The organism is Pseudoalteromonas sp. 2CM37A (genome assembly GCF_023161885.1).
Lineage (GTDB): Bacteria > Pseudomonadota > Gammaproteobacteria > Enterobacterales > Alteromonadaceae > Pseudoalteromonas > Pseudoalteromonas atlantica.
The window spans coordinates 96,765-118,447 of record NZ_JALNTJ010000008.1 but is presented as its reverse complement, the minus strand read 5'-3'; the positions used below and the strand labels follow the sequence as shown (position 1 = coordinate 118,447).

Annotated in this window: 17 protein-coding genes; 10 read left to right on the top strand and 7 right to left on the bottom strand. The window is 41.6% G+C overall.

The genetic code is table 11. The features are described from left to right. Window positions 1-28: 28 nt before the first annotated feature. Window positions 29-2,440 (bottom strand): TonB-dependent receptor, encoded by a 2,412-nt coding sequence (locus MTF68_RS16190; protein ID WP_248463069.1) that lies wholly within the window; start codon window positions 2,438-2,440, stop codon window positions 29-31. Between the two features lie 141 nt (window positions 2,441-2,581). Between MTF68_RS16190 and MTF68_RS16185 the strand changes: the two genes are divergently transcribed. Both MTF68_RS16185 and MTF68_RS16180 read left to right on the top strand, forming a co-directional pair. Next, window positions 2,582-2,998, top strand: coding sequence for a MerC domain-containing protein (locus MTF68_RS16185; protein ID WP_248463068.1), 417 nt, complete (start codon window positions 2,582-2,584; stop codon window positions 2,996-2,998). 136 nt (window positions 2,999-3,134) lie between these two features. Beyond that, the gene (locus MTF68_RS16180; RefSeq protein WP_248463067.1) at window positions 3,135-3,974 is read left to right on the top strand and encodes an alpha/beta hydrolase-fold protein; all 840 of its coding nucleotides are present in this window, start codon (window positions 3,135-3,137) and stop codon (window positions 3,972-3,974) included. Between the two features lie 29 nt (window positions 3,975-4,003). On the opposite strand, the gene MTF68_RS16175 is transcribed toward MTF68_RS16180, so the two are convergent. Beyond that, window positions 4,004-4,906, bottom strand: a complete 903-nt coding sequence (locus tag MTF68_RS16175) for a homocysteine S-methyltransferase family protein (RefSeq protein WP_248463066.1) — start codon at window positions 4,904-4,906, stop codon at window positions 4,004-4,006. 367 nt (window positions 4,907-5,273) lie between these two features. Between MTF68_RS16175 and MTF68_RS16170 the strand changes: the two genes are divergently transcribed. The 5 genes from MTF68_RS16170 to rhuM all read left to right on the top strand — a co-directional run bounded on the left by MTF68_RS16170 (window position 5,274) and on the right by rhuM (window position 12,125). Further along, window positions 5,274-5,606, top strand: a complete 333-nt coding sequence (locus MTF68_RS16170) for an ArsR family transcriptional regulator (RefSeq protein ID WP_004586039.1) — start codon at window positions 5,274-5,276, stop codon at window positions 5,604-5,606. After that, the gene (locus tag MTF68_RS16165; protein WP_248463065.1) at window positions 5,596-6,849 is read left to right on the top strand and encodes a DNA cytosine methyltransferase; all 1,254 of its coding nucleotides are present in this window, start codon (window positions 5,596-5,598) and stop codon (window positions 6,847-6,849) included. The genes MTF68_RS16170 and MTF68_RS16165 overlap by 11 nt, the downstream gene beginning before the upstream one ends. A gap of 5 nt (window positions 6,850-6,854) precedes the next feature. Further along, entirely contained in the window at window positions 6,855-8,579 is a 1,725-nt protein-coding gene (locus MTF68_RS16160) for a DUF3578 domain-containing protein (RefSeq protein ID WP_248463064.1), read from the top strand. A 37-nt stretch (window positions 8,580-8,616) separates the two neighbouring features. Next, entirely contained in the window at window positions 8,617-10,962 is a 2,346-nt protein-coding gene (locus MTF68_RS16155; RefSeq protein WP_248463063.1) for a DUF2357 domain-containing protein, read from the top strand. A 122-nt stretch (window positions 10,963-11,084) separates the two neighbouring features. Then, entirely contained in the window at window positions 11,085-12,125 is a 1,041-nt protein-coding gene (gene rhuM, locus MTF68_RS16150; protein ID WP_248463062.1) for a RhuM family protein, read from the top strand. 297 nt (window positions 12,126-12,422) lie between these two features. On the opposite strand, the gene MTF68_RS16145 is transcribed toward rhuM, so the two are convergent. The 5 genes from MTF68_RS16145 to MTF68_RS16125 all read right to left on the bottom strand — a co-directional run bounded on the left by MTF68_RS16145 (window position 12,423) and on the right by MTF68_RS16125 (window position 16,689). Beyond that, window positions 12,423-12,668: a DUF3297 family protein gene (locus MTF68_RS16145; RefSeq protein WP_248463060.1), complete on the bottom strand. Its 246-nt coding sequence runs from the start codon at window positions 12,666-12,668 to the stop codon at window positions 12,423-12,425. An 83-nt stretch (window positions 12,669-12,751) separates the two neighbouring features. Continuing rightward, window positions 12,752-13,756 (bottom strand): YeiH family protein, encoded by a 1,005-nt coding sequence (locus MTF68_RS16140; protein WP_024034013.1) that lies wholly within the window; start codon window positions 13,754-13,756, stop codon window positions 12,752-12,754. Beyond that, window positions 13,756-14,751, bottom strand: coding sequence for a TauD/TfdA family dioxygenase (locus MTF68_RS16135; protein WP_248463058.1), 996 nt, complete (start codon window positions 14,749-14,751; stop codon window positions 13,756-13,758). Before MTF68_RS16135 ends, MTF68_RS16140 begins: the two co-directional genes overlap by 1 nt. Before the next feature lie 9 nt (window positions 14,752-14,760). After that, complete coding sequence (locus tag MTF68_RS16130) at window positions 14,761-15,723, bottom strand: aldo/keto reductase (protein WP_248463057.1); 963 nt, start codon at window positions 15,721-15,723, stop codon at window positions 14,761-14,763. 216 nt (window positions 15,724-15,939) lie between these two features. Further along, on the bottom strand, window positions 15,940-16,689 hold the full coding sequence (locus MTF68_RS16125; RefSeq protein WP_004586029.1) for a GntR family transcriptional regulator: 750 nt from the start codon (window positions 16,687-16,689) through the stop codon (window positions 15,940-15,942). A gap of 203 nt (window positions 16,690-16,892) precedes the next feature. Between MTF68_RS16125 and MTF68_RS16120 the strand changes: the two genes are divergently transcribed. The 3 genes from MTF68_RS16120 (at window position 16,893) to MTF68_RS16110 (ending at window position 21,639) form a co-directional block, all read left to right on the top strand. After that, window positions 16,893-17,627, top strand: a complete 735-nt coding sequence (locus MTF68_RS16120) for a sulfite exporter TauE/SafE family protein (RefSeq protein WP_024034010.1) — start codon at window positions 16,893-16,895, stop codon at window positions 17,625-17,627. A 107-nt stretch (window positions 17,628-17,734) separates the two neighbouring features. Beyond that, window positions 17,735-19,798 (top strand): alpha-xylosidase, encoded by a 2,064-nt coding sequence (locus MTF68_RS16115; protein WP_248463056.1) that lies wholly within the window; start codon window positions 17,735-17,737, stop codon window positions 19,796-19,798. Window positions 19,799-19,899: 101 nt separating this feature from the next. Beyond that, window positions 19,900-21,639, top strand: a complete 1,740-nt coding sequence (locus MTF68_RS16110) for a solute:sodium symporter family transporter (protein ID WP_200910457.1) — start codon at window positions 19,900-19,902, stop codon at window positions 21,637-21,639. Window positions 21,640-21,683 lie beyond the last annotated feature (44 nt).

Sequence of the window (21,683 nt, the reverse complement as noted above, 5' to 3'; positions counted from 1 at the left end):
ATTTCCTTTAATTATAATTTTTTAATGCTTAAAAATAACCGCGAATGCCTAGCGCAAAGCTACGTCCTGGACGTGGTGCTATATCTTTTACAAACGAGCTGTGCACGCGTGCTTCTGTATCTGTTAAGTTGGTGCCTCGCAGGTACACAGACATATCTTGGTTTAATACTGAAAGGTCGTAAGAGATGCTTGCATCAACCAATGTGTAGCCGTCAGTTGCTGTTTCTTGTGGGGCTGTGTGGTCTTGCTTTTGATAGCGAGTAACGTGAATATGCGCACTTAATTTATCTGTTTGATAGCTTAACTCGCTACCAAAACGAAGTGGTGGAGTACGGGGTAAATCGCCGCCGTCTTTAAGGCGTGCACGAACGTAATCTGAGAATAAATCTACTTTAAATTCATCGGTTAACTGCCACGCAATTTGCGCTTCAAACCCGTGTAAAATTACGTCGTCTGTTTTAAATAAATAAACCGGCAATTCTGATGAATGGTCGTGTTCGTCAGCGCCTTCTTCTTCATCGCCATGGTCGTGGCCACTTTCGGCGAATAAACCGGTGTCTATTTGGTAATAGTAATTATCTACTTGGTTGTAAAAGGCATTTAAAATGAAGCCAACATCACCTTGGGTTTTACGTAGTGTTAAATCGATATTATTGGCTGTTTCTAGGTCAATTGTTTGACTAGATAAACCTAAATGGCCGTCTTCATCTAAATCAAATAGTGCACCTACTTCGTAAGTGCCAGTACCAATGTGTGGCCCAAACGATAACAACTCAGAAGCAGAAGGCGCACGTTCAGAGCGCGATACAGAAAGTCCTAAATTATAGTTAGGTGTAAAATCCCACACTACGCCTGCAGATAAACTGATTGGCGTAAATTCGTGCTCTACGTCAAATACACGAGTGGTTTCTGCGCTTTCTTCGTGGTCGTGATCATGCTCGTCGACTTCTTGCGCTTCATCATGTGCGTGAGCGTCAATATTTGGCAGTAATACGTCGCCTGCTTCAATGGTTACACGCTCAATACGCCCACCTAACTGCACTAAAAAATCACCAAAGTGTCTTTCTTCCATTAGCGCTACAGCAAAGCTTTCGGTTTCTGATGGAGGGGTAAAGGCCTCTTCACCTTGTGCTTCAACATCGCTTTGTTTGTAATGAAAGCTAATGCCGCCATTCCACTCGTTAAATTGGTTATGTAGTAGGTCTATACGAAATTCGTTTGTTTCGTTTTTAAATGTGGTGCCTACAGCGCCACCTTCAATTTCAGCGTGTTCGTAGTTGGTGTTGCCAACGCGCAGGTTTACTTTGTTTAGCCATTTATTATCTAGGTTGTACTCACCTAATAATTGCACTTTAGTTTGCTCTAAATTAGCAAATACGCTTTCTTCTTCGTCGCTGTGCTCTTCCTCTTCTTCATCGCCGTGGGTGTGGCCCGGAATACCGTATTGACGATTAAATTGCTCTACCGCTAAGCCAATAAAGCCGTTATCCATTAAATAGCTAGCGCCAACAGTAAAACCGTCAGACTCTTCATTACTGTTTTCAACTTTGTAATCGCCACTATGCTCTTCACCGTCGCTATCTATATCGGCAGCTACAGGTACCTCGTAGTCATCGGCTTCACGCCAAAACGCATCGGCATAAAATGCCACCGAGTCTGTGCCTGTGGTGGCATTAAACGAGGCTACTTTTTGGTTATCTACTGAGTTATGTTCTACGTTCCACTCGCCGCGTGTTGTGCTGTCGGTTGGTACGCGGTTATCTACTACATTTACTACGCCACCAATGGCGCCACTGCCATAAAATAGTGTTGCAGGGCCGCGCAATACTTCAATTTGTTGTGCGGTAGACGCTTCTGATGCAACAGAATGATCGGGGCCAACGCGCGACACATCACTTACATCAAGGCCATTTTGAGTAATAAGTACACGCGGGCCGCTTAAACCACGAATAATTGGTGTACTGGCTACCTTCCCGTGAAAGTTAGTATTAACGCCTGGAAGTTTTTCAAGGCTGTCGCCAAGGGTTGCAGCTTGTTGTCGCCTTAGTTGTTCGCCAGATAAAACACTAACAGGTGATGCAGATTCCATTGCCGACATATGAATAGGGGTCGCTTCAATATCAATAACTTCAATAGGCGAGCGCTTTAAATTAAACGTAACCGACTGGTTTTCATCGTTTGTTATTGTTATATCGCGATGAAGGTGGGCATAACCTGGCGCCACAACATGAAGCTCTTTTAAGCCATTGTTTAGCTCGGTTATTACAAATTTACCGTTTTCATCGGTGGTTACTTTAAGGTCTGAGCCTTCAACTTCTACTGTTGCATTGGTAACTACTTTACCTTTGTTGTTTAAAACAACGCCCTCTATTGTGGATGCAAGCACACTTGCAGGTAATAAAGCTGCTATGAGCACAGCTAATTGTGATCTACGTTTCATTTGACTACCCTGTTAGATGTTATATTATATCAATTATGCGAGAAATGTTATAATGTATCAATAGTAATTAACTGTTGTTACTAAAATGTCTCTTTAAAAGTAACGCTTTTGAGTAGAGGCACTAATTTAGTAGAGGAAATAATGAAGTCGAGTCAAAGTGTTATGGATCGTATGGCGATTGGATTATCGTTAATGTGCACCGTACATTGTTTTGCAACCCCGGTTATTTTAGCGCTATTGCCAAGCTTTGCTGTACTGCAAATAGATAGTGAACAATTTCATTTATGGATTCTTGCGGCGGTATTACCCACCAGTTTATTAGCATTGAGCCTAGGCTGTAAAAAGCATAAGCGTAAGCGTTACATGGCCTGCGGCGTTATTGGGTTAGCCTTTATGATATGTGCGGTATTGCTAGGGCATGAGGTTGCCGAAAAAGCGTTTACTTTAATTGGATCGGCTTTTATTGCTGCGGCTCATTGGTTTAATTACCAACAATGCCTTAAACATAATGACGATAACTGCCCGTGTTCAAGCACTGAATCTGATCAGGTAGCTTAGCGTTATCATTGCTACAAACAACTAACGTGTAGCACTTTAAATTAATCCCCTAGAGTTTAAATTTTTTAATAGCCTAAAGCTAAAAGTGAGTTAAAGTAATCATCCAATATTGGTTTATTACGCTTGGCTTAGGTTAATGAATACGGCTTTAAAATACTTACTGTTACTTTGCGCTTTAATGTGTTTTAAATTAAGCGCAAATACCCCGTACCAAATCCCTAGAAGTAGCGTTATAGAGCTCACTGAGCCCGCAACCAATCGGGTATATCCTGTTTTTATTCAGCTCCCTAAGTCATATAAAAAGCACCCTGAAAAAATATATCCAGTTATTTATTTAACCGATGCACCGTACACGTTCCCTATTGTGGCGGGAGCTACACGGTTTCCTATGAATACCGGAAAAATGCAGCAGGCTATTATAGTGGCCATTAGCTACGAAAAAGGCTCTAGAGGGTCTAATAGTCGAATTAGGGACTACACACCAAATAAGGCGCAAAGCTGGAAAAAACAAACCGGTAATGCGCAAAACCACGCGCTGTTTTTAAAAAATACTGTATTGCCGTTTATACAAAGTAACTACCGAGCAAGTAGCACTCAAAAAACTTATATCGGTAATTCTTTAGGCGGGTTATTTGGAGCCACTATTTTATTTACGATGCCCGATTTATTTAGCAATTATATAATTGGCAGCCCATCAGTTTGGTTTAATAACAATGCGATTTTAGCGCTACAAGCAAATAAACCTAAATTGCCTACAAAGGTTTATATATCGGTGGGAGCAAAGGAAACGCCACGCTTTGGTGAAGGGCAAAATATGGTGGAAGGGGCAAAGCAATTAACGCAAAAAATTAATGCACTTAGCAGTGACAATATTGAATTAAAAAGCGTTGTTGTTGAAGGGGCGAGCCATGCAACCGCATTTCCTACTACAGCTATACAAGGGCTTGATTGGGTGCTGGGAGGCAACAGCAATTAAACCCTAATATTTATAAAAGCACTAAAAGCTTAAGCGCTTTCAAGTTCCTGTTTCCAGTTTACTAATACTTCAATAAATTCTGGGCCTATACCACAGCAGCCACCAATAATACTTGCGCCCTGGCTGTACCACGTTTTTGCAAAATCTAGGTATTCTGCAGGTGAAATATCACGATACGCCTGCGAGCCTTCGTTGGCTTTGTAATCGCTTGCGATAGGTGTAAAGCCATTAGCAAACGCGCCTAAAACAACGCTTTTATTTTGTTTAGCTAATACTGCGTTGGTATCGCTAAAGGCTTGCTCTATAACCTCAGGTATTGAGCAGTTAAAGAAAATACCAGTAACATTTTGTTCAAGCAAAGCCGCTACTGCGTCACTTACCAGCTCACCAGAGCGAAGTGTCGCTTGCTCGCTTACCACATCATTTAAGGTAAATGCGTAATAACATGGCTTGTTTGAGCTTTTAAGTACATTTGCCATAACGTGCGCTTCTTCAATGCTCGATATGGTTTCGCCAATCCATACATCTACGTGCTCGTCTTGCGCCTTGTATAGCGTATCTAAAATAGTAAAAGCGCGTTCGCTTTCAAATAGTTCAGGGCGATAAGAGCCAAAGGTGGGTGGTAATGAGCCTGCCACTAATACATTTTGTGTAGCGTTTTGAGCTACTTCTTTTGCAATAACGGCCGCTTGTTGCGCAAGGGCTGCGCCTTGAGCTTGGTATAACGCTTCACCTAAATGAAAGGGCACACAGGCATAACTATTAACGGTAATTATTTCAGCGCCTGCATTAATAAAACCTTGGTGAGCCTGCGTTACAAAATGTGGGGCTTCTATTAGGGCTTGTGCACTCCACAGTGGCTGGGTAAATGGTGCGCCAATGCGTTTAAGCTCGCGTCCCATGCCGCCATCTAAAATAGTTACTTTATTCATAAAGGATTTCTATACAACTAAACAATATGGCGCTATTCAACCATAATTTTTTTAGATTCATAATGAAACTTCGTCACCTTTAACATGAAAAAAGCTCAATGCTTTTAATGCAAATATAAAAGCATATTTATCACTCAGGTTATGCACATAAAAAGACATAGTGCCATAGCTGAAATAATAAAAAAGTAAACCATACATATCAATACCTTAGGTTTATAAAAAGAAAGTGTCCTTGCGCTATTATCAGTAGTTGATAATATGTGTAACATATGTATAAGCATACAGTTTTTGATTAGTTAAACGCAGCTTTATGCACCGGCTTAAGCCTAATGAGTAAACTATTTGAGTAAGCTGTGCGAGTAAATAAATGAAAAACGTTAAACAGTCTCGTTGCGTGATTGGCATTAAAGGTCAAGCGCCCGATCCCGATTACCCTGTTGATATTTGGTTCGACTCACTTAAATCGGTAGCTAGTGTGCTGTCGAAAGAGAACAAGCAATTGTTAAAGGTGATTGTTGAGCAACAGCCACAATCGGTGACTGAGCTGGCCTCGCTTACTGGGCGAGCAGTCAGTAATGTCTCAAGAACACTAAAAACCTTGGGCAAATACAATTTAGTTGAAATGCAAAGTGTAAAAACCATGCTTCGCCCTATAGTCATCCATCAAGAATTTATAGTAGTAGTCAATAATGAACAATAAAAGCAATGTCCTTTTACAAGCAGAAGAGCTTATTAAACCTTTAGCACTTGAACATGTGCCACATGACAGTGCCGTTGAGGCTGTAATTGATCAGTGGATACACGCCATTGCCACTGATAGTCAGTTTTACTGTAATCCTGAAATAAGTAAGCCAGAGATGCTTAAAGAAGAGGTAGTTAATCAGTTACAAAAAAATGGATTACATACAACCAGAAGCGCTTTTTTTAGTGATGTGTTTGACTCTCTAAAGTTAAAACCAGATTTTGGTAGTAAATTTAGATTTATTGACTTATTTGCTGGTATCGGGGGCGTCAGGCTCGGTTTTCAGCAAAGTGGCGGCGTTTGTGTATTTTCTTCCGAATTTGATAAACACGCACAACAAACCTATAAAAATAATCATGGTGAGGTACCATTTGGCGATATAACGAAAATACCGGCAAATGAAATTCCTGAACACGATGTTCTTTTGGCTGGCTTCCCATGCCAACCATTTTCACATGCTGGCCTTAAACTAGGGATTGAAGATACTCGAGGTACTTTATTTCATGATATAGCCAATATTCTAGAAACGAAAAAACCTAAGTTTGCGCTGCTGGAAAATGTGAAAGGATTAATTAGCCATGATAAAGGTTACACGCTCAAAGTGATTCTAAAAACGCTAACTAAGATCGGATATAGCTGTAATATACCGAAAAGTGTTATTGAGCATGGCTCTACAAAGGAAATTCAAACATTAGCTAAAGAAATGGTTCTAAAATCAGTGGACTTTGGGATACCACAGAATAGGCAGCGAATATATATTGTATTGTGGCGTGATGGCGTGATTGATAAGTTTGAATATCCAAAACCACTAGACCATGAAGTTAAAGTAGGTGATAAATTAGAGAAAAATCCAGATCCTAAATTAACTATTTCGGATAGATTATGGGAGGGGCATCAACGAAGGAAAATTCAAAATAAGTTAAATGGAAAAGGGTTTGGTTATGGATTAGTAACTGAAGAATCTCCGTATACGAATACTATTTCTGCAAGATATTATAAAGATGGTAGTGAGGTTCTTATCTTTCAAGATGGTAAAAACCCTAGAAAGATTAGCCCTAGAGAGGCCGCCCGTTTGCAAGGTTTTCCTGATGAATTTGAACCAAGTGCTTCAAAAGTTCAAGCATATAAACAGTTTGGTAATAGTGTTACAGTCAATGTGATTAATGCACTTGCGACTAAAATATGCTTACTAACGGAATAGGCAAAATGACAGATTTAAATACTTACTTTGATTTAGTTTCGGGCCAGTCTAAGTTTCCTTGTGGTCTCGGAAGTTCAGGCGGCTTTGTAAATTTCAGAAATAGCGGTCAGCGTGGAAGCGTTAAAGAGTTTACGTTATCTTTGGAGTCAGTTTTAAGCGGATTAAAAGATATTAGCTCGAATTTAAATGAATTTAGCTCTATGACTCGCTATGTTGAAAAAGAGTGGCGAGATAACGGCTCTAAGCATTTCTCTGATTTAGCTCTTAACTCGATGATTACCGTTCAAACTAAGCCATGCTTTACAACCTTTTCTAAAATAATTGATTGGGCTACTGAGAAAAACTGTTCTGAGTATGATGATAACGTAATTGATTTAAGCCCTATATCTTTAAACACGACGATAGAAAAAATAGAGCATTTGGCTTTATCTTTTTCACCAAAAATTCGTGCAGAAAATAAAATAAAAACTCTTTTAATTAATCGGTTAGACAGCAGTCTTCTTTCCAAGCCCTTCCTCCTTCTCGCTGGTATTTCAGGAACAGGTAAAACCCGTTTTGTGCGTGAGCAAGCAAAAACCTCTAAGCAATTTTCAGAAACTTATTGTTTAACCTCAGTGCGTCCAGATTGGCATGAACCAAGTGACTTATTGGGGTATATTTCGCGGCTTACTCAAGATGGCAACGCTGAATATATCACTACCGATGTATTAGATTTTATAGCTAAAGCATGGCGTGCAATTGCTGATAGCGGATTAAGCGTGGAAGTGCAAGATAGTGACGAGCTAGGCGAGCGCTTAGTAGTAGCGGGCGAGCGTGATGCGCTTGAACAGGTATTACCTTACTGGCTGTGTCTAGATGAAATGAACCTTGCGCCCGTTGAGCAGTATTTTGCCGATTATTTGTCGGTACTTGAAACTCGTGAATGGACTTGGACGGGTGACAGCTTTTCGTACAGTAGTGATGCACTATTAAAACCCGCTACCATTAAAGCAGTGGCTAATAAAGAAAAGCTACGCAAGGAGCTAGGCTTTGGTAGCGCTGAGGATGGTAAGTACAACGAGCTTTGGGCGCTTATTTGCCAATATGGTTTAGGTATTCCGTTTAATTTGCTGGTGGCTGGTACGGTGAATATGGATGAAACTACTCATGGCTTTTCACGCAAGGTGATTGACCGTGCGCTTAGCTTTGATTTTGGTGAGTTTTTCCCTAACGACTATGCAGACTTTTTCACCCCAACTAATTATAATAAGCGTCTTAGTTACCCTATTTGGTCAAACGCCAGCAAAGCGGATTTAGCCAAAACCTTTGATGTTGATGGCACTAAAACTGTAGCGTTTTTATCGGCGGTGAATGCGGTGCTAAAAAACACGCCGTTTGAACTGGCCTTCCGCGCTCTTAATGAATTACTACTTGCTGTTGCGAGTAGCCAGCCACAAGATGACCTTACCCTAAAAGCTGTGTGGGATGACTTTATGATGTGTAAAGTGCTACCGCGTATTGAAGGTGATGAAGATAAATTAGTAGGGCAGAACCAGCATAATATTTTAGAAGCACTATTAAAAGTATTAGAAGAGCAGTTGGCTGGGGCTTGGGAAAACGGACGACCAGATTTGTACCGCGAAAAGCTAGATCCAGAAGGTGAAACAATTACTGTGGATTGCCGTTCTAAGAAAAAACTAAGTTGGATGAATGAGCAACTTGTGCGTGGCTTTACCTCTTTTTGGCCTTAAATAAATAGCACTTTTTAAACTTTGGCGGTAATGGACCATGGCTAAAAATATCGAATTGTTAAGCTATGAACATGATGACTTTGATATTCATGTATCTACTGATAACTTAGATTCCCCTCGGAATAAATTAAAACGGACATATGTGTCACGCTCTGTTGAGCTGCCAAAATATGACGAAATGCTTATTTGGGTTGGCTCTCAGCCAATGTTGCCTAGCTTTGATAGTGAGGGTCCGCCACATATTCAACCGTTCTTTTTTGAAAACCGCCAATATAGATTTGAAATTGAATTTAATGACCATGTTGATAAAAACTCTTTTTCGGTTAATCACAAATATGCTTTGCTAGATCGAAGTTTTTTTGCTCATCCTAAACGAAAATCGTTAAATGCTGTGATTAATTTTGGCAATGATGTTGGGTTATGTCACTTTGAAATTAAATACAGTGTTAATGGAGTTTGGCAATCTATACCCGTCGCTTTTACAGTCTATGCAACTAAAATGATACAAGCTCAAGATTTGAGCATTATGAACCATGAAATTGATCGTGTTTATCCGCTGTGGCGGTACAGTATTAGTGGAAAAACAACGCATACTCAAGGTAAGTCAACTAGACAACCAGAGAAATTTGAACTCTTTTGGTTAGCGCAATTTGAGCGCTTAGTTGACGAGTTTAATCAAGGTGTAAAAAGAGTATTAAACGCAGCGCATAATCGGTTGCAATCTTATACTTTTGAGCAGAGTTTAGAGAGGGTAAATAAACGATTAGGGGCTAAGCAGGAGCAAAAAGCAAAAGAGTTAATAGCATCGAAACGCTCATCTCGAATTACTATCAAAAAGCAGCGCTTGAATATTGATACCCCAGAAAACCGCTTTATTAAAATGGTACTTGCGAAAACTAAAGCCAACTTATCTCAGATACTATTAGAAATTAATGCAGATAAAGACTCAAAAGTATCTAGTTCATTTATTAGAGAGTTAGACGCGTGGCGCACCCAAGTTGCTCAGTATACAAAGCATGCATTATGGCATGAGGTGGGTGTTTATAAAGGGCAATATACCGAGTCTAAAGTGCTGCAAGAAGCAGCTGGTTATTCAAAAGTTTATAAAGTTTGGCAGCAATTGAAATACTACTTAAATGGAAGCATTGGAGAAAGTCGTTTATCGATGAAGTCTGTTGCAGAAATTTATGAAATTTGGTGCTTTTTAGAGGTCAAGTCGATTATTGAATCTTTGGGCTTTAAGCCACAAAGAAAGACACTAAGCCACCTCAAACAAGTGCAGTTTGAGAAGCAATTTCCTAAGGATGAGATGGCTGCTGCTTTTGTATACCAACACGAGAGTGATGGTATGCAGATTGAGCTGGCGCATGAGCCTTCATTTACACCTAAAGGCTCAGTTAATCGAACTTGGCTTGCAAACCACCGTCCGGATATTGTGCTTCGTGTTACCTTGGAAAATGGGGAAGCTTTCTTTATTTTATTTGATGCAAAGTATCGTATAGATACCACGCAGTTTGGTGGTAAAGATGCCGTACCTGAAGATGCTATAAATCAGATGCATAGATACCGTGATGCGATTATTCACCAACAGCATATTGAATACGAATTACCATTAAAAAGTCGTCCTGTTCTTGGCGCATTTGCTTTATTCCCAGGTTTTTTTCCAGAACAAAAATCTGAACAAAACCCTTATGCTGAAGCTATTAATGAAATTGGTATTGGCGCATTTCCATTATTGCCAAGTGCAGGGAGTCAGGATTCCACTAACTATTGGATAAAAGAATATTTAGCTCAAAAACTAGATAAAACGCGCAAGGTTTTAGAATACAAACAATCTTCGTCATATGATTATCATTTTGTTGAAGATGCCGTTCGTATTGCCCCTTATGGCGTAAATGTGACTAGACATACTGGTTTGACATTTGTAGCACCAGTAAATGAACTAGATCGTGATCAAACGTATTTGGAAAAAGCCAAAACAGGTAGTTTAAAGGGTTATCATACAAGACTTATTGCGACTAATCGTCAAAATGTACACAGAAACATTATGCGCGAAATACGTTACCTTGTACTTACTGTACGCGACAGCAATCAAGATACAGAGCAATTAGGAAAATATTTATATTCAGTGGACAGCGTGAAGCTTTTACCTAGGCGCGACATTGATAAGGAAATAACAGGAAAAGATAGTGATGCTATCGAAAAATACTGGGTGTTTGAGTTTTCAGATGCGCCAGTTATTTTACCTAAAACTATTACGAAATCTTATGAAGAGCACTTCAACTTTAAACTAACTCCAGCAGAACGTTTACCTGAAATTTCGCATTGGGATGAGATTCAGGGTAATTTAGAGCTGTACAAAGATTTAAGTCCTATTTGGTAAAAAACACCTAACAATCGTGGTGTATTTGTTGGTGTATAACTCAGCGATGAGTTTAAAAAAGTGCCCTAAACCGTCTTGGCGTGAGAAGCCTAGTTATATTAATTATGTAGAAGGTGAAGTGAATGGCAGAGCATACCCCTCAAGCTCCACAAGGAGAGTTTGTTCTTTTTACTAGCGCAGATGGTCAGACGCGTGTTGAATGTCGCTTTGAGTCAGATACCTTATGGCTATCTCAAGCTGTAATGGCAGAGCTTTACGATAAAGATGTTCGTACAATTAACGAGCACCTTATCAATATATATAAGGAAGGTGAGCTTGTACAAAGCGCAACCATCCGGAAATTCCGGATAGTTCGGCTAGAAGGTACTCGCCAGGTATCTCGCGAAATTGATCACTACAATCTTGATGCGATTTTAGCCGTAGGCTACAGGGTTCGCTCACAACGAGGTACACAATTTAGACAGTGGGCGACTAGGATATTAAAAGAGTATTTAGTTAAAGGGTTTGCCATGGATGATGAGCGTTTGAAAAACCCGCCTGTGGGGCACTCTACCGTTCCTGACTACTTTGATGAAATGCTTGAACGCATTCGCGATATTCGAGCTAGTGAGCGACGTGTATATTTGCGAGCTAAAGAAATTTTTACAATGGCTGCCGACTATGAGCCCTCTAATCAAGAAACTAATCGCTTCTTTCAAGCTATACAAAATAAGCTGCACTATGCCTGTACGCAGATGACGGCTGCAGAGCTTATTTTCAACCGTGTAGATGCTAATAAGTCAGATATGGGCTTAACCAGTTATAAAGGTGATGAAGTGCGTAAAACAGACGTCACTGTCGCTAAAAATTATCTGCGAGAGGACGAAATTAAAGAACTGAATCGAATTGTGAATATGTGGCTTGATTTTGCAGAAGACCAAGCGCTGCGACGCAAGCAAGTTTTCTTACAAGATTGGACTGATAAGCTTGATCAGTTTTTGAGTTTTAATGATCGTGAAGTTTTAAGCGGCGCAGGGACAATCTCTAAAAAAGCGGCAGATGATAAAGCAAAATTGGAATTTGATAATTTTGCAAAGAGACGCCGCCGCTTGAAAGAAGCTGAGGGAGAAAATGCAAATATTTCTGCACTTAAAGCAATAGCTAATAAGGGTAAAAAAGGCTAGAGACGGCTTATCTTTTCTCGGTATGCAATGTAAAGCCTAAGTTTGTGTGTTGCACAAATAAGCTGTAACGCAGCATAAGTACAAAAAGCGCTGTTTTTTGCCTTAGAGAAAGCAATTTTTAATCATGGAAGACCAGTTTACCCTAACTGCGAGCGGCAAAATAACTTTATTAAGGGAAGCATATTAATTGGTATTAGTGGGTAGATAAATACCCATATATACTTAAGTAATTTACTTAGAAATATTGGGTATTTAAATAATTTTTACTCTGTTAATTTTATAAGCAATATATTTAGCTTACTTATAAAATACTTCTACTGTACCTTTTACTTTCATAAGTAAAGGTTGGCCGCGGCGGTCTAGCGCTTTAGGCGCGGCAATTTTAATCCAACCTTCGCTAATGCAGTACTCTTCTACGTCAAAGCGTTCTTTGCCATTTAAGCTTACGCCAATTTCGTGTTCAAACACTTCTTCTACGTAATGCTTGCTACGTGGGTTAATAGAAAGCTGAGCAGGTAATGCTGGTTTTGTTGAATCGGTCATGGTTTTAATCTTTATTAAAAAGTGATGCGCTATTGTAGGCAATCCACTCAATACGCTCAAGGTTTAATGCTTAGCTACTCAACTTAGCTACACAATACAAAGCCAAGTATTAACAGTGCTATCCAAATGGTTTCGGCAACAATCATAATTATTGGTTTTAAGCCTACCTCGGTGAGTTTGCCTAGGTTTGTTTTCATACCAATGGCGGCTATGGCGGCAATTAAAAAGAATCGAGAAAGCTCATTTGTGGTTTCAAGCACAATAGCAGGTAGGTTAAAGGTGCTGTTTATAATCATTAAAATTACAAAGCCAATTAAAAACCCCGGTACTTTTGGCAACTCGCCATGGTTACCTTTATTTGAGCGATTAATAACCACCATCATAATAAGTACTACAGGCAACAGCATAGCCACGCGTACTAGTTTGGTAAGTGTTGCTATATCGCCAGTTTCGGGCGATACCGAATAACCGGCACCCACTACTTGGGCTACATCGTGTATGGTGCCACCTAAAAATACCCCGGCGTTATGTGCATCAAATTCAAGGTAGTTAACCACAATAGGGTATAAAATCATCGCAATGGTCGACATGGCTGTTACGCCAATTACGGTAAGTAAGGTATCGCGCTCTTTATGCTCGCTGTTGGGCATAATTGATGAAATAGCCAGTGCTGCCGATGCACCACAAATAGCAACTGAGCCACCGGTGAGTGCGCCAAAGCGTTTTTGTAACCCAAATACCCGGGCAAGTACAACGCCTAAAATAATGGTGGTAAATATAGCGCCAGCTAGCATTAGCGCTGTTTGCCAGCCCAATGTAATTAAATCGCCCAGTGCTATACGGGTGCCAAGTAAAACAATGCCTACGCGTAAAACCGTAGTGCCAGTAAAGTCTATGCCTTTAGCGCACGGGCTGTCGCTTTGATATAAAAACGACACCGCCATCCCTAATAATAAAGCAAACAACATAGCGGGCGCGCCATAGTGTTCACTTAAAAATAAGGCAGCAAGGCCAGTCATTGCAGCAATGCTGGCCCCTTGCCATAACGGGGAAACTTTTACCTTTAATGCACCGGTTAAGCTTTGCATTAGGCGTTAGCTGCTGTTAGCGCAACAAGCACTTGGCGTTTACGCTCGCCAGTAAATGGGCGGCGGCCATGCATAGCCATTTCGTTATCAACTAAGGCTACATCGCCATCTTGCCACGCTAAATCAAAGGTAAATTCTTTTGATAGCTCAACAATTTTTTCTAGCCCTTGTTTAGGAATGGCGCTACCATCGCCAAAGGTAATAGCAACCGATGGATTTTCGCGAACGCCTTTCCAGCCCATGTAAGCGGCAATAAGTTGGTTATAAAAAACCTGTACGCCGTTTTCAAGGGTAACTACTGCAGGTAAAACGGGGGTAATTGCTTTTAAAGAGCCATCTTCTAGCCATTCCCACTCGTAACCTAGCTCGGTAAGTTTGCTGTGTGCTTCTTCTTTGGTTTCAACACTTAGGGTGCTTTTCCAGCTGCGGCCTTGGCCCGATGTTGCATCGTCGGCTGCGGGCATGTAAGTGGTGTACTTTAAGCCTTTTTGTTCAAAGTCATTGGCTAATTGGCTATCAAACTGCTTTAAAGCGCTAAATAATTTATCTGAGCGGCAAAGCGGTGTCGCGCCGCCTTCCTCAGCTGCTGATTTACAAAAAAAGAACAGCTTACTTGGCGAAATAGGCGTTTGTGCCATTTCGTGATGAAGGTAAATTTCAACATCTTTTGGGGCTTCGTTAGCGGTAAATACACGCTCGGTAAAGTTAATACGTACCGCGTTAGATAGCGACTCTTGGTACGTAAAGTTGTCGTAATCAAACCCAGCTGAAAACGTATCAAAGGTTTCGGCGCTATCAACAGGAAAGCCTCTAAACAATACAGCGCCTGAGCTGCGTAGTTTTTTAGCCAACTCGCTTTTGTTAGCGCGAATAAAAGCTACCGCTTCTTCAACGGTGCTGGCGTTATTGTTATTAACTACAATGCACGGAAAAACCGAGTCATCAAACGTTAATTGAGTAGGCACTTGGGCATAGTTAAGTTCGGTAGCTGACATTTTATTATCCTAATCGTAAATAGGGTGAAAACGGTTAAAGGCAGCTTCACAAAAGTGCCCTGGGTCGTTAAAACGGCGGTTGCTATTAAGCGCAGAAATTTGCGCCATTTCTTGCTCTGTTAGTTCAAAGTCGAACAGCGCGAGGTTTTCTTTCATGCGTTCAAATTTAGAGGTTTTAGGAATAATGGCAGTGCCGCGTTGCACACCCCAGCGCAGCACAACTTGTGCTGGTGTTTTGCCATGACTTTGCGCTGCAGCTTTCACTACGCTTTGCTCAAGCACCGACTCAGTTTGATCGGCCATTTCAAGCTCAAGGTACGAAAGCGCACCCAGTGGTGAAAATGCCGTAACCGGAATATCGTACTGTTTTGCAAGCCTCACTAGTCGCTCTTGGGTTAAATAAGGGTGCGACTCAATTTGCAGCATGGCGGGTTTAATTGTGGCGTAGGTCATTAAATCGTGAATAAGCGCGCTTGAGTAGTTACACACACCAATGCGTTTTGCTTTGTTGTTATGTACTTGCTCTTCCATTGCTTGCCACGTTAAATGCAGTGGCACTTTTGCCAGCTCCATTTGTGGGTTTTGTGCATCTGGGTCTACAAACCACTCTGGTGGGTAGCGTGTTTCGATTGGTACAAACGTTTGCGCAATCGGAAAGTGAATTAAGTATAAGTCGAGGTAGTCGAGCTTTAAATCGCTCAAGGTTTTATCAATGGCAAGCTCTACATGCTCTGGCGCATGAAAAGTATTCCATAGTTTTGATGTTACCCATAATTCTTCGCGGGTACATAGGCCGTCTTTTATTGCTTGAGCAATGCCATCGCCTACTTGTTCTTCGTTACCGTAGTCTGATGCGCAATCAAGATGACGGTAACCTGCTTTAATAGCTTGGTACACCGTTTGCGCGCAATCTTCTTGTGCTACTTTCCATAAACCGAACCCGACTGGCGGGATGTTATTTAATGAACTCATTGGGAATTCCTGTTAAAATTGCATAATGACTTTGGTCTTGTATAAGATATAAGTTATTATACGAATCTAACAGTGTCAACACTGTGTTAACCGCAAGGCAATAAATGAAAGGTGTTAAAAAACCTACAGGCAGCAAAAAGGCAGCGTTTGCTGCCTTTAAAAAATATTTAATAAGTATGCGCTAATATAACTTACACGCGGCTAAAGCGCGGTTAATTAATCAAGTTCTATTTGGTAGTGGTAATGATCGCTACGGCATTTACTTAACCGGTATTCAATGCGTTTACCTTCGATTGATTCGGTAATGCGCGATACCAACAATAAAGGGTCACCGGCTTTAATAGCGAGCATTTTAGCGTCGGTTTCATCTGCTAAAACGGCTTTAATGCTGTCTTGGGTTTTATGCACGGTTTGGTTAAATTTGGTTTGGTAGTAATGATACAATGTGTGCGGAATATCACTACTTTGATGTATATCAGGAAAGAAACTTTGTGGTAGATATATAGTTTCGCTCATACAAAATTCGTTATCGAGAATGCGTCTGCGTACAAGCTTAGTAACTTTGTCTTTTTTATTAAGTTGCAGCGCATCAATAACATCTTGTGGTGCAGGGCAAAGCTCAACCGACAATAGCTCGGCTTTAGGTAGGTCGGCGCCTTTACCGTCGGCCTGTAGCGGAAAAAACCTAAACAGGGCATCTTGCGCGGTATGCTCAGATACAAACGTACCAACACCTTGGCGGCGAGTAACTATTTTATCGTCGGTTAATAAATTAAGCGCTTTACGCACAGTGCCTTGGCTTACGTTAAACTCTTCAGCAAGGCGAAACTCGCTCGGTAATACTTCGCCAGGTACCCAGCGTCTTTCAACAATGAGCTGTTTAATATAATCAGCCACTTGTAAGTAAAGTGGTTGAAAAGCCAAGCTTGGGCCACTTAATTTGTGATCAAACATAGAGTTACTCATTGTTATTTACCATTAAATTTAATCCACCTGTATTTATATCATAGGTGAAACTTTTTGCGCAGTTTTGCGCAAGCTCAATTAATTGTGAACTATTGCCGTGTAGTTTGTTTTTACATTATGCCTAAAAACAAATCGTTACACTACAATAGCGCACACGTAGGATATTTAAAGTGCTCAGTATTTCGTTAGAACTCATCTTGCTTATGGCGTTGTGCCTAAGCCTTGCCACCATAATGCAAACGCTTAGCGGGTTTGGCTTTGGGTTGCTGGTGGTTGCAAGCTTTACGTTGCTAGATGTTTTACCGCTCACTGCCACCACCTTTTTAGTGAGTTTATTGGGTTTAGTTAACTCAACCACTGTGGTGGTTAAAAATCGCAGTACAGTAAAAGTGCCCGAGCTTAAACTTATGTTGTATACCGGTATTCCGCTAATGCTGTTAGGTTTTATATTGCTTGAATATATGTCGGCGCATTTAACGCAGTTCTTAAACTTTATTTTAGGTATTAGTATTTTGCTATGTTGTGGCTTAATGCTAATTGGCCGTGATAGAGCAAATAAGCAAAGCGGGCGTGGCTCGTTTTTAATTGCCGGCGGTGTAAGTGGTTTGCTGGGTGGGCTGTTTTCAACGTCGGGGCCGCCATTGGTGTTTCAGTGCTATAAACAAGCTTGGTCTATTGAGGCCATTCGTAGCACCTTACTTGCGGTATTTACCATTGGTGGCTTAGTCCGTGTTGGTATTGCCTTATTTGGCACCTTACCCGAGCTCGACATTATGTTTTTAATTGCAGCGGCCATACCGCTGGTATTATTAGTAACGCAATTTGCTCGTAAATTAACGCCTTACGTTGATGCAAAATGGATTCGTATAATAGCAATTGCATTGCTTGGCCTAAGCGGCGTTTCGCTGGTGGCAACATCGGCACCGGGCATATTTTAAAAGTAACGATGTAAATAATTCATCTTAGGGTTATTTACATTGACATGGGGATTACAATTATTTAACTTGTGTCTTATACAAGACTAATAATTGGTTAAGGAACTCCCATGAATGCATTTGAATTACGTGAGCCAGACTGGAACGCAATAGAGCCAGCACGCTTAACTGCAGAGCCTAAATTACAAGGCCATGTGCTAGTTTTACCAACTCAATTTGGCGAGGTCAGCGTTACCATAAGCCAGTTTGGTTTACGTTTAAATGCAGGCTCCACGACGCATGACGAGACGTTTAAAATATTAACCACTACCCCTTCTAACTTACCGCTATCACTTAATAAATTAGACCAAGGCTTTGCAGCCACCGCCGGTGAGTACCGCTTAGAATTTTACAGCGACCCTTTTTACTTTAAGCTTTATAAAAACGATAAATTAGTACAGCAATCAGCAACTGATGGCCATTTTGTGCGCCAGCACCGTTTACCGCCACTGGCCAAAACTGATAACGGCTGGATTTTAAGCCTAGAGCTTAATTACGACGAAGCCGTTTACGGCCTTGGCGAAAAATGGGGCAAGCTTGATAAACGCGGCCAGCTTATTCGCTCATACAACCACGATGCACTGGGCGTAAACGCCGAAAAGTCTTATAAAAATACGCCATACGCATGGAGCCCAGAGGGCTGGAATTTATTTGTACACACGCCGGCGCCCGTTACACATGGCGTAGGTTACGCACTTTGGTCGCAGCGTGCTTATGTGTGTTTAGTAGAAGACGACGCGCTAGATGTATTTTTATACCAAGAGCAAACGCCTGCACAAAGTATAAATCGCTACTGCGAGCTAACTGGTTTTGCACCGGTGCCACCGCAGTGGAGCTTGGGTGTTATTTTATCAAAAGCGTATTACAAAGATGCCGACGAGTTATTGAGTGTCGCCCGCGAAGTACGCGCTAAAAACATGCCGTGCGATGTAATTACCCTTGATGGCCGCGCATGGCAAGACACCGACACCCGCTTTGCCTTTGAATGGGACCCAACACGTTACGCCGACCCAAAACCTGTGCTTGATGAACTAAAAGCCATGGATTTTAAAATTTGCGTGTGGGAATACCCAATGATCTCGGTAAACAACCCATTATTTGCTAAAGCGGCCGAGAACGGCTGGCTAATAAAAGACAAACGCACAGGTAAAGCGTATCAATACGAGTGGGATTTAAGCCCCTTTGGCGAAGTACTTACGCCATTACCAGAGTCGGGTATTTTAGATTTTACTCATCCCGATGCTTACGAATACTGGCTGGAGTCGCACAAGCCTCTGTTTGAGCTTGGTGTTGATATGATAAAAGCAGACTTTGGCGAACAGCTAGAAGACGAAAACATGGTATCGCATAGTGGCGACAGCGGCATTAGACTGCATAATGTTTATAGTATGCTGTACAACCGCTGCGTTTATGAAGCCGCCGAAAAATACTGTAAAACAGGGCCATTTTTATTTAGCCGCTCAGCGTGGACTGGCAGCCAACGCTTCCCAGCACAATGGGGTGGCGACCCACAAGCCGATTGGCAAGGCTTAGCAGCGAGTATTCGCGGCAGCTTAGCGTGGGGCATGTCGGGCGGGCCATTTTTTGCAACCGACATTGGTGGTTTTTACAAAGATACGCGCGATGCAGAGCTTTATGTACGCTGGGCGCAAGCGTCGGTATTTAGTGCGCACATGCGTTTACATGGCATTGGCCCACGCGAACCGTGGTCATACACCGAGCAAGCAAGTGACGCGGTATTTGCAGCGCTTAAATTACGCTATCAGTTAATTCCGTACTTACAAGAATGTGCAGAGCAAGCACAGCAAACAGGGCTGCCTATTCAGCGTGCTATGGCATTGGCGTTTCCTGATGACGTACTGGCACATAGTTTTGATCAGCAATTTATGTGCGGCGAAAAACTCCTTGTTGTGCCTTGTGTTGTACCAAACGGTAAAGTTAAATTTTATTTACCACAAGGCGAGTGGGTGCGATTCCCTGATGCACAAACATACCAAGGCGGCAAGTATTACGAAGAAACACTTGAGCTTACACAAATGGCCGTATTTGTTCGTAAAGGCGATACGCTCATGCTAGGCCCAGAGGTTCAACACACAGAGCAAGACATGAGCCAGCTAACAGCATGGCCAAAATAAAACTCGGTTAATAGCAAACACACACAACACACGTAACACACACAATAATAAAGATATTAGCTTACTTTTTACCGAGTAAAGTAAGCTAAAAGGGGCGCAAGATGGAAGGTATGAACATTACCATGACACTGCTATCGTGCTTGGCGTTTATGGCGCTGGTAGGATATATCTCGTACCAAAAAACCAAAGGGGAAGTTAACACCCAAGACGGCTATTTTTTAGCGGGGCGTGGTTTAACAGGTACATTTATAGCGGGGTCGATGATCCTCACTAACTTATCGGCCGAGCAACTTATTGGCCTTAATGGCTCAGCGTATGGTTACAACCTAAGCTCAATGGCGTGGGAAGTAACAGCTGGGATATCAACCATTATAATGGCGCTGATCTTTTTACCGCGGTATTTAGCCGGCGCGTTTTCTACCTTGCCTGAATTTTTACGGGATCGTTTTGACGATACCGTACGCCGCATGACGGTGATCTTATTTATGGTAGGGTATTGTTTTATAACGATCCCTTCTGTTTTGTACTCAGGATCAATTGCCGTTCTTAGGCTGTTTGATGTGCCCACCTTATTAAACTTAAGCTATCAAGCAAGCTTAATTGTCACCATTATTATTGTGGGCTCCGTGGGCGCTATTTACGCGGTATTCGGCGGTTTAAAGGCGGTTGCAGTATCAGATACCATTAACGGTGTTGGGTTATTAATTATTGGTATTTTAGTGCCTACCCTTGGCCTTATTGCCCTTGGCGATGGCAACTTTGCCGATGGCCTAAGTACACTGGTAAACACCGATACCGAAAAGCTTAACGCCATTGGTAGCAGTGACGATCCCGTGCCATTTGGCACCATTTTTACCGGTATGATCCTCGCTAATTTATTTTATTGGGGCACCAATCAGTACGTGATCCAGCGTACACTGGGCGCTAAAAACTTAGTAGAAGGCCAAAAGGGCGTGTTGTTTTCAGGGTACTTTAAAGTGCTAGTACCCTTTATGATGATGATCCCAGGCGTAATTGCGTATCACCTTTATAAGCACGAAAGCTTACAAACCATAGATTTAGCTTACCCACATTTAGTTAAAGATGTACTGCCTCAGTACTTATCTGGGTTCTTTTTAGCGGTGCTACTAGGTGCGGTATTTAGCTCGTTTAATTCGTTGTTAAATAGTGCCGCCACGTTGTTTTGTTTAGATGTATACAAACCCATGAAAAAAGACAAAGTAAGCGACGAAAAGCTCATTAAAGTGGCCAAAATTACCAGTATTGTAATTGCTGTTTTATCGTTTATTACCGCGCCATTACTGATGTTTGCGCCAGAAGGTTTATGGCACATCATTCGTGTATTTACCGGATTTTACAACATTCCGGTCATCACAATTGTGCTCGTGGGGTTATTTACTCGCAAAGTGCCTGCACTGGGCGCTAAAGTGGCTATTGTTTTTCATGTTATTGCCTACACTTTGCTTAAATTTGTGTGGGATGTAGATATTAACTTTATCCATATTTACGCCATATTATTCTTTATTGAGCTGGCCATTATGTTAGGTATTGGCTACTACAAACCTCTTGCCACACCATGGAACTTTACCCGTAAAGCCGAGGTAAACCTAAGCCCGTGGAAATACGCACTGCCTTGCGCGATTGTATTAGTGAGCTTAATTATAAGCTTGTACATACTATTTTCTCCGCTTGGATTGGTGGGTGGCACCAGCGTGTACTTTGTACCAAGCTTAATTGCTGTTTGGACTAGCGCCTTTGTGCTTAGCTGGTGGAGCGTACGCCGATGGCATAAGCGTTACCAAAGCAGCTTGGCGCATATCGGCGTTGCTAAGGCGACATAATGCGCCGTTATATTCTTTATACAAATTTTAAATCACATTTTATT

What these genes read in the sequence shown, in the direction of transcription:
- MTF68_RS16155 (WP_248463063.1), top strand. Translation starts at nt 8,617, where the DNA reads ATGGCTAAAAATATCGAATTGTTAAGCTATGAACATGATGACTTTGAT.
- MTF68_RS16165 (WP_248463065.1), top strand. Translation starts at nt 5,596, where the DNA reads ATGAACAATAAAAGCAATGTCCTTTTACAAGCAGAAGAGCTTATTAAA.
- MTF68_RS16190 (WP_248463069.1), bottom strand. Translation starts at nt 2,440, where the DNA reads ATGAAACGTAGATCACAATTAGCTGTGCTCATAGCAGCTTTATTACCT.
- MTF68_RS16130 (WP_248463057.1), bottom strand. Translation starts at nt 15,723, where the DNA reads ATGAGTTCATTAAATAACATCCCGCCAGTCGGGTTCGGTTTATGGAAA.
- MTF68_RS16185 (WP_248463068.1), top strand. Translation starts at nt 2,582, where the DNA reads ATGAAGTCGAGTCAAAGTGTTATGGATCGTATGGCGATTGGATTATCG.
- MTF68_RS16140 (WP_024034013.1), bottom strand. Translation starts at nt 13,756, where the DNA reads ATGCAAAGCTTAACCGGTGCATTAAAGGTAAAAGTTTCCCCGTTATGG.
- MTF68_RS16145 (WP_248463060.1), bottom strand. Translation starts at nt 12,668, where the DNA reads ATGACCGATTCAACAAAACCAGCATTACCTGCTCAGCTTTCTATTAAC.
- MTF68_RS16115 (WP_248463056.1), top strand. Translation starts at nt 17,735, where the DNA reads ATGAATGCATTTGAATTACGTGAGCCAGACTGGAACGCAATAGAGCCA.
- MTF68_RS16180 (WP_248463067.1), top strand. Translation starts at nt 3,135, where the DNA reads ATGAATACGGCTTTAAAATACTTACTGTTACTTTGCGCTTTAATGTGT.
- MTF68_RS16125 (WP_004586029.1), bottom strand. Translation starts at nt 16,689, where the DNA reads ATGAGTAACTCTATGTTTGATCACAAATTAAGTGGCCCAAGCTTGGCT.
- MTF68_RS16110 (WP_200910457.1), top strand. Translation starts at nt 19,900, where the DNA reads ATGGAAGGTATGAACATTACCATGACACTGCTATCGTGCTTGGCGTTT.
- rhuM (WP_248463062.1), top strand. Translation starts at nt 11,085, where the DNA reads ATGGCAGAGCATACCCCTCAAGCTCCACAAGGAGAGTTTGTTCTTTTT.
- MTF68_RS16170 (WP_004586039.1), top strand. Translation starts at nt 5,274, where the DNA reads ATGAAAAACGTTAAACAGTCTCGTTGCGTGATTGGCATTAAAGGTCAA.
- MTF68_RS16135 (WP_248463058.1), bottom strand. Translation starts at nt 14,751, where the DNA reads ATGTCAGCTACCGAACTTAACTATGCCCAAGTGCCTACTCAATTAACG.
- MTF68_RS16175 (WP_248463066.1), bottom strand. Translation starts at nt 4,906, where the DNA reads ATGAATAAAGTAACTATTTTAGATGGCGGCATGGGACGCGAGCTTAAA.
- MTF68_RS16160 (WP_248463064.1), top strand. Translation starts at nt 6,855, where the DNA reads ATGACAGATTTAAATACTTACTTTGATTTAGTTTCGGGCCAGTCTAAG.
- MTF68_RS16120 (WP_024034010.1), top strand. Translation starts at nt 16,893, where the DNA reads ATGGCGTTGTGCCTAAGCCTTGCCACCATAATGCAAACGCTTAGCGGG.